10 protein-coding genes and 1 pseudogene are annotated in these 14,041 nt (G+C 72.1%); 8 read left to right on the forward strand and 3 right to left on the reverse strand.

The genetic code is table 11. From position 1 onward, the window contains the following. Window positions 1-28 precede the first annotated feature (28 nt). From IPT68_RS30805 to IPT68_RS30840, 8 genes and pseudogenes are all read left to right on the forward strand, one after another. Window positions 29-1,144: pseudogene (locus IPT68_RS30805) on the forward strand (inositol-3-phosphate synthase); the annotation flags it as partial. A gap of 452 nt (window positions 1,145-1,596) precedes the next feature. Then, window positions 1,597-2,562 carry an SCO3242 family prenyltransferase gene (locus tag IPT68_RS30810; RefSeq protein ID WP_189698173.1) on the forward strand — a complete coding sequence of 322 codons (966 nt, stop codon included), beginning with the start codon at window positions 1,597-1,599 and terminating at the stop codon, window positions 2,560-2,562. After that, window positions 2,559-3,587, forward strand: a complete 1,029-nt coding sequence (locus tag IPT68_RS30815; RefSeq protein ID WP_189698172.1) for a sugar phosphate isomerase/epimerase family protein — start codon at window positions 2,559-2,561, stop codon at window positions 3,585-3,587. The genes IPT68_RS30810 and IPT68_RS30815 overlap by 4 nt, the downstream gene beginning before the upstream one ends. Further along, complete coding sequence (locus IPT68_RS30820; protein WP_189698171.1) at window positions 3,584-4,330, forward strand: EboA domain-containing protein; 747 nt, start codon at window positions 3,584-3,586, stop codon at window positions 4,328-4,330. Before IPT68_RS30815 ends, IPT68_RS30820 begins: the two co-directional genes overlap by 4 nt. Then, window positions 4,330-5,178, forward strand: a complete 849-nt coding sequence (locus IPT68_RS30825; protein ID WP_189698170.1) for a TatD family hydrolase — start codon at window positions 4,330-4,332, stop codon at window positions 5,176-5,178. Before IPT68_RS30820 ends, IPT68_RS30825 begins: the two co-directional genes overlap by 1 nt. Window positions 5,179-5,181: 3 nt before the next feature. After that, the gene (gene eboE / locus IPT68_RS30830) at window positions 5,182-6,351 is read left to right on the forward strand and encodes a metabolite traffic protein EboE (protein WP_189698169.1); all 1,170 of its coding nucleotides are present in this window, start codon (window positions 5,182-5,184) and stop codon (window positions 6,349-6,351) included. Then, window positions 6,348-7,742 (forward strand): nucleotide pyrophosphatase/phosphodiesterase family protein, encoded by a 1,395-nt coding sequence (locus IPT68_RS30835; protein ID WP_189698168.1) that lies wholly within the window; start codon window positions 6,348-6,350, stop codon window positions 7,740-7,742. The genes eboE and IPT68_RS30835 overlap by 4 nt, the downstream gene beginning before the upstream one ends. Window positions 7,743-7,856: 114 nt before the next feature. Continuing rightward, entirely contained in the window at window positions 7,857-9,047 is a 1,191-nt protein-coding gene (locus IPT68_RS30840) for a sugar phosphate isomerase/epimerase family protein (RefSeq protein WP_194074027.1), read from the forward strand. Between the two features lie 126 nt (window positions 9,048-9,173). Here the strand turns inward: IPT68_RS30840 and IPT68_RS30845 are convergent, their stop codons facing one another. From IPT68_RS30845 to frc, 3 genes are all read right to left on the reverse strand, one after another. Further along, entirely contained in the window at window positions 9,174-10,559 is a 1,386-nt protein-coding gene (locus IPT68_RS30845; protein ID WP_189698166.1) for an OFA family MFS transporter, read from the reverse strand. A 123-nt stretch (window positions 10,560-10,682) separates the two neighbouring features. Next, window positions 10,683-12,827, reverse strand: a complete 2,145-nt coding sequence (locus IPT68_RS30850; protein WP_189698266.1) for an acetate--CoA ligase family protein — start codon at window positions 12,825-12,827, stop codon at window positions 10,683-10,685. Window positions 12,828-12,831: 4 nt separating this feature from the next. Beyond that, a complete protein-coding gene (frc, locus tag IPT68_RS30855) occupies window positions 12,832-14,025 on the reverse strand; it encodes a formyl-CoA transferase (protein ID WP_229818422.1) in 1,194 nt (397 codons plus the stop codon). Window positions 14,026-14,041: the final 16 nt, after the last annotated feature.

A 14,041-nucleotide genomic window follows, 5' to 3' on the forward strand; every position in this document is an offset into this window, starting at 1 on the left:
GGGATCGCGCACGACAAGGAGGCTGCCCATGTCCGCGTCCCTCTCCCGACCGCGTGTGGGGGTGTGGCTGATCGGAGCCCGAGGCTCCGTCGCCACCACCGTCGTCACGGGGTGCGCCGCCGTCACCGCGGGACTGCACCCGCCCACCGGCATGGTGACCGAGACGCCGGCGTTCACCGGCAGCGGCCTGCCCGCCCTGTCCGACCTCGTCTTCGGTGGCCACGACACCGTCGACTGTTCCCTGCCCAAACGCGCCGAGACCCTGACCGCGGGTGGCGTCCTCCCACCGGGCGTCGCCGCCGCCGTCGCCGCGGAACTCGCCGCCGCCGACCGGGAGATCAGGCCCGGCGGTCCCACCCCGGGCGACACCAGGAGCGAGGCCGAACTGATCACGGCCTTCGCCGACGACATACGCGACTTCGTCCACCGCAACGAGCTGGAGCGGGCCGTGGTGGTGAACGTCGCCTCCACCGAACCCGCCTCCCAGGGGCCCGGCGCCCCGCTGCCGGCCAGCACCCTGTACGCCCTGGCGGCCCTGCGCGCGGGCTGCCCCTACGTCAACTTCACGCCCTCCGAGGGCATGCACCACCCCGTCGCCGCCCGCGAGGCAGAGCGGAGCGGCCTGCCCCACGCCGGCCGGGACGGCAAGACCGGTCAGACGCTGCTGCGGGCCGTGCTCGGCCCGATGTTCGCGCAGCGGGCGCTGACCGTACGGGCCTGGTCCGGCGCCAACCTGCTCGGCGGCGGGGACGGCGCGGCCCTCGCCGACCCGGCCGCCGCGGCGGCGAAGAACGCCGGCAAGGAACGCGTCCTCGCCGACACCCTCGGCACCGTACCCGAGGGCGAGGTGCACATCGACGACGTCCCGGCCCTCGGCGACTGGAAGACCGCCTGGGACCACATCGCCTTCGACGGCTTCCTCGGCACCCGCATGATCCTCCAGACGATCTGGCAGGGCTGCGACTCGGCCCTGGCCGCACCCCTGGTCCTGGACCTGGCCCGCCTGACCGCCCGGGCCCACGAGGCCGGCCTGACCGGCCCGCTCGGCGAACTGGGCTTCTACTTCAAGGACCCCGTGGGCGAGGGCCCGGCGGGCCTGGCCGACCAGTACGCGGCACTGGGCCGACTGGCGCAGCGCCTGGGAGGCGGGGCTGCCGCTGCCGACCTCGGCAGGGGTACCGGTGCGGCGGCGGATGGTGCCGGTGGGGACTCGGGGGGTGCCGGTGGGGAAGCAGGTGGCCCCGGTGGGGAAACCGGTGGCCTCGGTGGGGAGACAGGTGGCGCCGGTTCGGGGGCTGGTGCTGTCGGTGTGGGGACGGGGGGTGCCGGTTCGGGGGCTGGTGCTGTCGGTGTGGGGACGGGGGGTGCCGGTTCGGGGGCTGGTGCTGTCGGTGTGGGGACGGGGAGTGCCGGTTCGGGGGCTGGTGCCACCGGGTTGGATACGGGCGGTGCCGGTACCGAGACGGGTGGCGCTGGGTTGGAGCCGGGCGATGCCGGTAGCGAGCCGGGCGGTGCCGCCGTGGACGCGGTCGCGGTCGCCCGGGTGGAGACGACCGAGCGGCAGGTCCAGGGCGAGGCGTCCCGGGGAGAGCGGCCATGAGCCGTAGCCGCGCCTGGGCCGAACTCCTGCGGCTCCCCGCCCTGTTCACCGTGCCCGGCGACGCCCTGAGCGGTGCCGTCGCCACCGGCGCCCGGCCCAACGCGCGCACCGCGCTCGCCATCGCCTCCTCCCTCTGCCTCTACGAGGCCGGCATGGCCCTCAACGACTGGGCGGACCGCGAGGAGGACGCCGCCGAACGCCCCGGCCGCCCCCTGCCCTCCGGCCGCATCCGGCCCGCCGCCGCCCTCGCGGCGTCCTGTGCCCTGACCGCCGCCGGGCTCGCCCTCGCCGCCCGCGCAGGCCGCCCCGCCCTGGCCGTCGCCGCCCCTCTCGCGGCCACCGTCTGGGCGTACGACCTCGCCCTGAAGCACACCCCGGCCGGCCCGGTGGCCATGGCCGCCGCCCGGGGCCTGGACCACCTGCTGGGCGCGGCCGCCACCACCGGCCGCCCCGGCGGGGCCCTGCCCTCCGCCGCCCTCCTCGGCACCCACACCCTCGCGGTGACCGTGGTCTCCCGCCGGGAGACCCAGGGAGGTTCGTCCCTGCCGCCCCTGGCCGCCCTGGCCGCGACCGCCCTGCTCAGCGGGGTCGTGGCACGCGGCGCGGCCCGCCCCGCGACGCCCGCACCTCCCGGTGCCGTGTCGCCCGGTTCCGCACCTCCCGGTGCCGCGACCCCCGATGCCGTGTCGCCCGGAGACGACCGGGTCCGCCCGTCGCTCGACGGCGTCCTGCGCACCGCCCTCGCCACCGCCTACGCCGCCACCGCAGGCCGCCCGTACGGTCATGCCGTCCTCAACCCCTCACCCCCGCTCACCCAGCGGGCCGTCGGCGGCGGCATCCGCGCCACGATCCCCCTCCAGGCCGCGCTCGCCGCCCGCGCCGGCGCCGGCCTCACCGCCGTGGCCATCGCCGCGCTCGCCCCGATCGGGCGGAAGTACGCGAGGAAGGTGAGCATCACGTGAGCACCCGGTCCCACCCGGCGCACGACCCCGGCGAACCGTCGGCCCCTCCCCCTCCCCATCCCCCTTCCCACGCCCAAGCCCCTGCCCGTGCCCAAGCCCCGTCCCATCCGCTCCGCTTCGGCTACGGCACCAACGGCCTCGCCGACCTCCGCCTCGACGACGCCCTCGCCCTGCTCGCCGACCTCGGCTACGACGGCGTCGGCCTGACCCTCGACCACATGCACCTCGACCCCCTCGCCTCGGACCTGCCCGCCCGCACCGAACGAGTCGCCCGCCGGCTCGCCGCGCTCGGGCTGGGCGTCACCGTGGAGACGGGCGCCCGCTATGTGCTCGACCCGCGCCGCAAACACGGCCCCTCCCTCCTGGACCCGGACGCCGACGACCGCGCCCGCCGCGTCGACCTGCTGCTGCGGGCCGTCCGGGTCGCCGCCGACCTCGGCGCGCACGCCGTGCACTGCTTCAGCGGGATCCTCCCGCCCGGCACGGACGAGGACACGGCCTGGAAACGCCTCGCCGACAGCCTCGGCCCCGTCCTGGACGCCGCGGACGCCGCCGGCGTCCCGCTCGCCGTCGAGCCCGAGCCCGGTCACCTCCTCGCCACCCTCGACGACTTTCACCGGCTGCGCCGCACCCTCGGCGACCCCGGCCTCCTGGGTCTCACCCTCGACATCGGCCACTGCCAGTGCCTCGAACCCCTGCCTCCCGCCGACTGCGTACGCGCCGCCGGACCCTGGCTGCGGCATGTCCAGATCGAGGACATGCGCCGCGGCGTCCACGAACACCTCCCCTTCGGCGAGGGCGAGATCGACTTCCCGCCCGTCCTTGAGGCCCTCGCCGCCACCGGCTACCAGGGCCTGACCGTCGTCGAACTGCCCCGCCACTCCCACGCGGGACCGCACCACGCCGGGCTCTCCCTGCCGTTCCTGCGCGCCGCCGCGCCACCCGACGGGCCGGTCCCACCACCGACGCGGCCCGTCTCCCCCCTCGGCGAACCCTCCGCCACCCCTGAAGGGAGCACCCCGTGAAGCAGCCCCACGCCGGCCCGGCGACCCCGGCGGCGAGAACCGGCGACGCGACGACGCGCACCGACACCGTCGACCCCTCCGATCCCGCCCGCACCCCCCTCGAAGCCCTGCACACGCACCTCGACGCCCACCTCCCCGGGGCGGCCCGCGCCTGGCTCGACCAGGCCCTCGCCGAGGCCGCCGCCCACCCCGGCACGCACGGCCCCATCTCCGTGTGGGAGCTGCGCGTCGCCGAGGCGGGCCGGCGCTGCGGGGACGAGTACGCCGACGCCGCCCGGGTGCTGGTCCTGAACGCCGCCGACGCCGACCCGGCCGCGCTCAGCCGCGTCTACCGCCAGGGCACCGCCGCCGAGCGCCGCGCCGTCCTGTACTCCCTGCCCCACCTGGTGCCCGGCGCGGACGCGCTCCCGCTGATCGAGGACGCCCTGCGCACCAACGACACCCGGCTCGTCGCCGCCGCCGTCGGCCCCTACGCCGCCCGGCACCTCGATGCCCACGCCTGGCGTCACGCCGTACTGAAGTGCCTGTTCACCGGCGTCCCCGTCGACCACGTCGCCGAGCTGCAACGCCGTGCCCGTGCCGACGCCGAACTCGCCCGCATGCTCGGTGACTACGCCGCCGAACGGACCGCCGCGGGCCGTCCCGTACCCGAGGACCTGCACCGCGTCCTGGCCCTGACCGAGCCCGCGCCGGCACCGCACGGAGCGGACGGATCGGACACCCCCCACGGCAAGGAGTCCTGATGCGCATCTTCGACCCCCACATCCACATGACGTCCCGGACCACCGACGACTACGAGGCCATGCACGCCGCCGGCGTCCGTGCCGTCGTCGAACCCGCCTTCTGGCTGGGCCAGCCCCGCACCTCGCCCGCCACCTTCTTCGACTACTTCGACTCCCTCCTCGGCTGGGAGCCCTTCCGCGCCGCCCAGTACGGCATCGCCCACCACTGCACGATCGCCCTGAACCCCAAGGAGGCGAACGACCCGCGCTGCCGCCCCGTCCTCGACGAACTGCCCCGCTATCTCGTCAAGGACCAGGTCGTGGCCGTCGGCGAGATCGGCTACGACTCGATGACGCCGGCCGAGGACACCGCCCTCGCGGCCCAGCTCCAGCTCGCCGCCGACCACGAGCTGCCCGCGCTCGTGCACACCCCCCACCGCGACAAGGCGGCCGGTCTGCGCCGCACCCTCGACCTGGTGCGGGAGTCCGCCCTGCCGCCGGAGCGCGTCCTGCTCGACCACCTCAACGAGACCACCGTCAAGGAGGCCAAGGACAGCGGCTGCTGGCTGGGCTTCTCCGTCTATCCGGACACCAAGATGGACGAGGACCGGATGGTCGCGATCCTGCGCGCCCACGGCCCGGAGCAGGTCCTGGTGAACTCCGCCGCCGACTGGGGGCGCAGCGACCCCCTCAAGACCCGCAAGGTCGGCGATCTCATGCTGGCCGAGGGCTTCACCGAGGACGACGTCGACCAGGTGCTGTGGCGCAACCCCGTCGCGTTCTACGGGATCAGCGGCCGGCTGAACCTGGACATCACCGCGACCGACGCCACCCACGAGGGCAATTCCATCCTGCGCGGCGGGGAGTGAGCCATGCGCTTCCGCCACCCCGACGGCTCCACGGTGCACCTGGCCTACTGCACCAACGTCCACCCCGCCGAGACCCTCGACGGTGTCCTCGCCCAGCTCCGCGACCACTGCGAACCCGTCCGCCGCCGCCTCGGACGCGACCGGCTCGGCATCGGCCTGTGGCTCGCCAGGGACGCCGCCCGCGCCCTCGTCACCGACCCGTCCGCGCTGCGCACCCTGCGCACCGAACTCGACCGGCGCGGCCTCGAGGTCGTCACCCTCAACGGTTTCCCGTACGAGGGCTTCGGCGCCGAAGAGGTCAAGTACCGCGTGTACCGGCCGGACTGGGCCGACCCCGAGCGCCTCGACCACACCACCGCCCTCGCCCGCCTCCTCGCAGGCCTCCTCCCCGACGACGTCACCGAGGGCAGCATCTCCACCCTCCCGCTCGCCTGGCGCACCGCGCAGGACAGCCGGCGGGCCGACGCCGCGCACACCGCGCTGCGCACCCTCGGCGAACGCCTGGACGCCCTGCGGGAGCTGACCGGCCGCTCCATCCGCGTCGGCCTGGAACCGGAACCCGGGTGTGTCATCGAGACCACCGGCGACGCCATCGCCCCGCTGACCGCGATCGCCCACCACCGCATCGGCATCTGCGTCGACACCTGCCACCTCGCCACCTCCTTCGAGGACCCGCGCACCGCCCTCGACGCCCTCGTCCAGGCCGGTGTTCCCGTCGTCAAGTCGCAGCTCTCCGCCGCACTGCACGCCGAACACCCCCATCTCCCCGAGGTCCGCCGAGCCCTCGCCGCGTTCGACGAACCCCGCTTCCTGCACCAGACCCGCACCGCCACCGCCGCCGGCCTGCGCGGCACCGACGACCTCGGCCCGGCCCTCATGGACGACGCCCTGCCCGACGCCTCGCCCTGGCGGGCCCACTTCCACGTCCCGCTGCACGCGGCCCCCGCCGCGCCCCTCACCTCCACGCTCGACGTGCTGAAGACCGCGCTGGCCCGCCTCGTCGGCGGCCCCGGCCCGCTCACCCACCACCTGGAGGTCGAGACCTACACCTGGCAGGCCCTCCCACCGCAGTTGCGGCCCCGCGCCCGCAACCACCTCACGGACGGCATCGCGGCCGAACTCACCCTCGCCCGCGACCTGCTGACGGACCTCGGACTGAAGGAGCTGCCGTGAACGCCCCCGGCACAGCGCGCCCCACCCCGCTCCTCGTCCTCGACGTCGTGGGCCTCACCCCCCGTCTCCTCGACCACATGCCCCACCTGAAGACCCTCGCCCAGTCCGGCTCCCACGCCCCACTGGGCACCGTCCTGCCCGCCGTCACCTGCGCCGCCCAGTCCACGTTCCTGACCGGCACCATGCCCTCCGAGCACGGTATCGTCGGCAACGGCTGGTACTTCCGCGAACTCGGCGACGTCCTGCTGTGGCGCCAGCACAACGGTCTGGTCGCCGGCGACAAGCTCTGGGACGCCGCCCGCCGCGCCCACCCCGGTTACACGGTCGCCAACATCTGCTGGTGGTACGCCATGGGCGCCGACACCGACATCACCGTCACCCCCCGTCCGATCTACTACGCCGACGGCCGCAAGGAACCCGACTGCTACACCCGCCCGCCGGACCTCCACGACGAACTCACCGAGGAGCTCGGCACCTTCCCGCTGTTCCACTTCTGGGGCCCCGGAGCCGATCTCGTCTCCAGCCGGTGGATCATCGACGCGACCCGTCACATCCTGCGCACCCGGCACCCCGACCTGGCCCTGTGCTACCTCCCTCACCTCGACTACGACCTGCAACGCTTCGGCCCCGACGACCCGCGTTCCCTGAGGGCCGCCGCCGACCTGGACGCGGCCGTGGCTCCCCTGCTGGGCGACGCCCGCGCGGAGGGCCGTACCGTCGTCGTGCTCTCCGAGTACGGCATCACCCGGGTGAGCCGGCCCGTCGACATCAACCGCGCACTGCGCCGCGCCGGCCTGCTGGAAGTGCACACCCAGGACGGCATGGAGTACCTCGACCCGATGGCGTCCCGGGCGTTCGCCGTCGCCGACCACCAGATCGCCCACGTCTACGTGCGCCGCCCCGAGGACCTCGACGCGACCCGCGCGGCGCTCGACGGACTGCCCGGCATCGAGCACCTCCTCGACGACGAGGGCAAGAAGGCCCACCACCTCGACCATCCGCGGGCCGGCGAGCTGGTCGCCGTCGCGGAGCCGGACGCCTGGTTCACGTACTACTACTGGCTCGACGACGCCCGGGCGCCCGACTTCGCGCAGCTCGTCGAGATCCACCGCAAACCCGGCTACGACCCGGTCGAACTGTTCATGGATCCCCTCGACCCCTACGTCAAGGTGAAGGCGGCCACCGCGCTGGCCCGGAAGAAGCTCGGCATGCGCTACCGCATGGCGGTCGTGCCGCTGGATCCCTCACCTATTCGAGGCAGCCACGGCCGCCTTCCCGCGAGCGACGACGACGGTCCGCTCCTCATCTGCTCCACCCCCCGCGCCGTCGGTGACCGTGTGGCGGCCACCGACGTGAAGTCACTGCTGCTCCACCTGGCCGGTCTCGGCTGACGCACCACCACGTGCGACCTCCGAGATCCAGCTACCGAGAGTGAAACACACGGCACTGACAATGGCCGGTCCCGGCGGCACCGGAACCGGCCACGACCGGAAAGGCAGACACTCGTGACCCTGCACTCCGACCCCTCCCGCACCGAGGCCGCCGCATCCGCCGCCGACTCCCCGGACGAGGGACTGCGCCGCAGCCTCGGCGTGAACCGGCGCCGGTTCCTCAGCACCTGCACCGCCGTGGCGGCCGGAGCCGTCGCCGCCCCCGTCTTCGGCGCGGCCCCCGCCCTGGCCCAGGACCAGGACAGAGACCACGACCACGGCGGGCAGGTGCTCGTCCCGCCGCACAAGCGCGGCATCATCCTCTACACCGTCCGGGACGCCACCGGCCGCGACCCCCTCTCCACCGACCTGCCCTCCGGCTTCCGCGAGGTGTTCCAGCAACTGGCCCGCCACGGCTACCGCCAGGTGGAGTTCGCGGGCTACCGCCAGCACGCGAACGCGCCCGGCGGCGCCAACCTGGAAACCGTCGAGGGCGCCAGGCTGCTGCGTTCCTGGCTCGACGAATACGGGCTGCGCGCCCAGGGCAACCACGGCTTCATCCCGCCGTCCTGGCCGCTGACCACGGCGGACCTGGACACCTTCAAGAAGCACCTGGAGATCGCCAACATCATCGGCATGGACCACATGGGCACCGGTGGCGACCCCACCGGCAGCTCCTACCGCGCCGACTGGGACGTGGCCGCCGACAAGTGGAACGCCCTCGGCGAGATCGCCCGGCGGGAGGGCATCAAGCTCTACACCCACAACCACGACAGCGCGTACGGCTTCCTGCTCGACGGCGGTCCGCTGGACGACCAGGGCCGGCCGACCCGCAGCTCAGGCATCCGGAAGCTGGAGTACTTCCTGCGGATCACCGACCCGAGGGTCGTCTGGCTGGAGATGGACATCTTCTGGGCGCACGTCGCCCAGTACAAGTTCCACACGTACACCGCCCACGACGGCTCCACCCGCAGGAGCGTCTTCGACCCGGCGGGTCTGGTCGCCCGCAACAACAAGCGCTACCCGCTGTTCCACGCCAAGGACGGCGTCGTCAGCACGACCAACGGCATGGGGTACGAGATGGTGCCCTTCGGCACCGGCGTCATCGACTACACGACGTTCTTCTCCCGGGTCGGGCAGCGCAACTACCACAACCCGATGATCGAGGACGACAACGCCCCGAGCGCCACCGACCCCGGCCAGTCGCTGCGCGAGGCCAAGATCGGCTACGACAACATGGCGGCCCTGCGCAAGCGGCGCCACTGAACCGCACGACGGACCGGGCGGCCCTTCCCGCGTGCTGCGGGAAGGGCCGCCCGGTCCGTGTGCACGAAACTCTCGAGTCGGTCGGTGCGGGGCAGGGACGGTGTGCGGCGTCGCGAACGCGTCCGGTCAGGCCGTCTCCTCGCCGAGAGGCTGCGGGTTGGGCGTGATGCGCTTGTTCTTGGGCCGTCCCGGCGGGCTGAGGAACAGCGCCACGAAGCCGGCGAAGAACGAGATGGAGCCGGCCAGGATGAAGGCGCCGTTGAGGCCCCAGGCCGTCACGACGACGGCTCCCATGCCGGAGCCAAGGCCGGAGACCAGCTTGGAGCTGTACACCATGCCGTAGTTGGTCGCGTTGTTGTTCTCCCCGAAGTAGTCCGCGGTCATCGCCGCGAACATCGGGAAGATGGCGCCGCCACCGAAGCCGGAGACCGCGGAGAAGAACAGGAACAGCGGCAGGTTCTTGATCTCGGCCGACCAGATGATGCCGAACTGGGCGAGGCCGAGGATGACACAGACGTACAGCAGGCACTGCTTGCGGCCGTACAGGTCGGAGAGCCAGCCGATGACGCCGCGTCCGGTGCCGTTGACGATCGCCTTGAGTGACATGGCCGTGGCCACGATTCCGGCGGCGAATCCCGCGTGCTCGCCGATCTCGACCTGGAAGGCGATACCGAAGATGTTCACCCCCGAGGTGCAGGCGAGACAGAACCACATGAGCGCCACACGGCCGGTCTTCCAGGCCTCCGAAGGGCTGTACTGGTGGACGGCCGGCGGGTTCTTCTCCAGGGAACGGCGTGCGCGAGGATCGTCCGGCGGGTTGAGCGGGTCGATGTGGGGAGGCCACCAGTTCTTCGGCGGGTCCTGGAAGAAGAAGCCGGCGACGGCGACCGTCAGCGCGAGGAAGCAGCCGACGGTGACCAGAATGACCTTGAAGTTGGAGAGGTCCATCACCGTGGTGAACAGGAAGACGAAGGGCACCGAGCCGTAGGCGAAGCCGCCGTTGACGAAGCCGGTCTTGCCGCCCTTTCGCTCCGGATACCACTTGCCGACCATGTTGACGCAGGTGGCGTACACCATGCCCGCGCCCATACCGCTGAACATACCGAAGCCGACGAAGGCCAGTATGACGTGCGGTGCGTAGGCCAGTGACAGATAGCCCATCAGCGTGCCGACCGCGCCCAGCATCATCGCCCAGCGCGCGGGCAGCTTGCCGGTCTCACGCAGCCGTCCCGCGGGGAAGGCCACCGCGGCCTGGAAGAACACCCAGACGCTCAGCATCCAGAAGATGCTGTTCTCGGACCAGTGGTGGGCCTGGTGGATCGTCTCTTCGGCGGACGCGAACGCGTATTCCGCGGAGGAGATGCCCATCATGCCCACCCAGGGCAGGATCACCATCCACTTGCGTTTGCGCCCCATGATGTCGATGTCGGACTCACCGACCCGATAGACGCGTCCGTTCTTGTCGGTCACCTCCCGGTAGGAGACGACCTGTGGAACGTCAGTAGTTGTCACGATGTGTTGCACCCCTTGCGTCGAAAGTTCTGGCCAGCGCCCCCTGTCCAATGCCTTTCGTGCGCGCGCGGGTCCCGGGGCCGGCCGACGCGCACCGTCGGCCGGCTCCCCCCTCACCTCACGTCATGAACCGCCCCCCAACAGCCCCGCCGCGCGCGCCCACCGGTACTTCGCGCCCAGCACGGCCACCGGCTGCTCCGTCGTGTACGGGTACGCCACGACGCCCCGCTCGTAGAGGTACTGGCACGCCTTCTCGACCTCGACGTCGCCCGCGAGCGACGCCACGACCGGCTTCTCGATCCCGCGCTCGCGGAACTCGGCCACCACGCGCGCGGTGAGTTCGGCGAAGACCATGGGAGGGGTGACGATGGTGTGCCAGTAGCCGAGGACGAGCGCGTGGATGCGCGGATCCTGAAGGCCCAGCCGGATCGTCGCCTCGTACGTCGACGGCGGCTCGCCGCCGGTGATGTCCACCGGGTTGCCCGCGGCTCCGAAGGGCGGGATGAACGTGCGGAACGCCTCGTCCAGGTCCGGCGGGATCTCCATCAGGGACAGGCCGTTGTCGGTCACCGCGTCGGAGAGCAGCACGCCGCTGCCGCCGGCCCCGGTGATGATCACGACGTTGTCGCCCTTGGGGGTGGGAAGCACCGGCAACGCGCGTGCGTACTCCAGCATGTCGTTCAGCCCGGGTGCCCGGATGACGCCCGCCTGCCGCAGGATGTCGTCGTACACCGCGTCGTCGCCCGCGAGGGCGCCGGTGTGCGAGCCGGCGGCCTTCGCGCCCGCCGCCGTGCGGCCCGCCTTCAGGACCACCACCGGTTTCTTCGGCACGGTCTCGCGCGCCGCCTCCACGAAGGCGCGGCCGTCCTTCAGGTCCTCCAGGTGCATGGCGATGCACTCGGTGTGCGGGTCCTCGCCGAACCAGGTCAGCAGGTCGTCCTCGTCCAGGTCCGACTTGTTGCCGAGGCCCACGATCGCCGACACGCCCGTCTTGGTGGTGCGGGCGAAGCCCAGGATGGCCATGCCGATGCCGCCCGACTGCGAGGTCAGCGCGACGCCGCCCTTGACGTCGTACGGCGTGCAGAACGTGGCGCACAGGTCCTGCCAGGTGGAGTAGTAGCCGTAGATGTTCGGGCCGAGCAGCCGGGTGCCGTGGCGTTCGGCGATCGCCACGATCTCCGCCTGGAGTTCGTGCTCGCCGGTCTCCGCGAACCCGGAGGGAATGAGCACGGCGTTCGGGATCCCCTTGCGCCCCACCTCCTCCAGCGCAGCGGCCACGAACTTGGCGGGGATGGCGAACACGGCCACATCCACCTCACCGGGAACGTCCGTGACACTCTTGTACGCCTTGCGGCCCAGAATGTCATCGGCCTTGGGGTTCACCGGGTGGATCTCCCCGGAGAAACCGCCGTCGATGAGGTTGCGCATCACCGAGTTGCCGATCTTGCCCTGTTCGTTGGAGGCCCCGATCACGGCGACCGCGCGCGGCTGCATCAGCCGGCGCATGGACGTGAGGATCTCCTCGCGCGTGTAGCGGCGGCGCTGCTTCACCGGCGCCTCGGACAGGATCACCCGGATGTCCGCGGCGACCGCGCCCTCCGGGGTGGCGATCACCGGGTTGAGGTCCACCTCGGCGATCTCCGGGAAGTCCGTGACGAGTTGGGACACCCGGCGGATCTGCTCGGCGATCGCCCACCGGTCCACGCCCGCCGCGCCGCGCACGCCGCGCAGGATCTCCGCCGACCGGATCGAGTCCAGCATGGACAGCGCCTCGTCGGCGTCCACCGGAGCGAGCCGGAAGGTGACGTCCTTCAGCACCTCCACGAGCACCCCGCCGAGCCCGAAGGCCACCACCTTCCCGAACGTCGGATCGGTCACCGCCCCGACGATGACCTCCTGCCCCTTTGGGAGCAGTTCCTGCACCTGTACGCCTTGGATACGGGCGTTCGCGTCGTACGCGCGCGCGTTGTCGACGATGGTGTGGAACGCGGCCCGTACGTCGGCGGCGCCCTCGACTCCGACGATCACCCCGCCGGCGTCGGTCTTGTGCAGGATGTCGGGCGAGACGATCTTCATGACGACGGGCCCGGAGAACCGCGCCGCGTACGCGACGGCCTCGTCGACGTCGGTCGCCAGCTCCTCGCCGGGCACGGCGATCCCGTAGGCGTCCGCGACCACCTTGCCCTCGGGAGCGGTCAGCGCCGTACGCCCTTCGGCCCGGACGGTGTCGAGGAGCGTGCGCACCCTCAGCATCCGGTCTTCGGCCATCACGTCAGATCACTCCGTTCGACTTGAGCAGGCGCAGCTCCTCGTCGCCGAGGCCGAGCTCGCCGACGTACACCTCCGCGTTGTGCTCGCCCAGCAGCGGCGAACTGGTCACGTCAACGGGGGAGTCGGACAGCTTCAGCGGGCTGCCCACGGTCACGAACTCGCCGCGCTCGGGGTGCGGGACCCGGACGACCATCTCGTTCGCGGCGAGCGAGGCGTCCTCGATGATCTCCCTGGTGGACAGGATCGGCCCGCACGGGATGTTGTGCGCGTTGAGCCGCTCCAGCACCTCCCACTTGGGCAGGCTCGAGGACCACTCCTCGATCAGCTGGAACATCTTGTTGAGCTTGGGCAGCCTCGCCTCCGGCGTCGACCACTCGGGGTCGTCGGCCAGTTCGGGCCGGCCGATGAGCTCACTGATCGGCTTCCAGCCGACGGGCTGCACGATGACGTACACGTAGTCGTTGGGGCCGCCCGGCGCGCACTTGACCGCCCAGCCGGGCTGTCCTCCGCCGGACGCGTTTCCGGACCTGGGAACCTCGTCGCCGAAGTCCTCGTTGGGATATTCGGCGAGCGGGCCGTGTGCCAGGCGCTGCTGGTCGCGCAGCTTCACCCGGCAGAGGTTGAGCACCGCGTGCTGCATGGCCACGTTCACCCGCTGCCCGCGCCCGGTGTGCTCCCGCTGGTACAGCGCTGCGAGGATGCCCGCCACGGCGTGCACACCTGTCCCCGAGTCCCCGATCTGGGCCCCCGTCGCCAGCGGCGGCCCGTCCTCGAAGCCGGTGGTCGACATCGACCCGCCCATGGCCTGCGCGACGACCTCGTACGCCTTGAAGTTGGTGTACGGGCCGTCGCCGAACCCCTTGATGGAGGCATAGACGATCCGCGGATTGATCTCCTGGATGCGGTCCCAGGTGAAGCCCATGCGGTCGACCGCGCCCGGTCCGAAGTTCTCGACCATGACGTCGGAGCGCCGGATCAGCTCGGTGAGGAGCTCCTTGCCGCGCTCGGTCTTGGTGTTGAGGGTGATGCTCCGCTTGTTGCAGTTGAGCATCGTGAAGTAGAGGGAGTCGACGTCCGGGAGGTCACGCAACTGCTTGCGCGTGATGTCACCGGTCGGCGCCTCCAGTTTGACGACGTCCGCGCCGAGCCAGGCGAGGAGCTGGGTCGCGGAGGGCCCCGACTGGACATGGGTCATGTCCAGGACGCGGATG

Source organism: Streptomyces chromofuscus (genome assembly GCF_015160875.1).
GTDB classification, from domain to species: domain Bacteria; phylum Actinomycetota; class Actinomycetes; order Streptomycetales; family Streptomycetaceae; genus Streptomyces; species Streptomyces chromofuscus.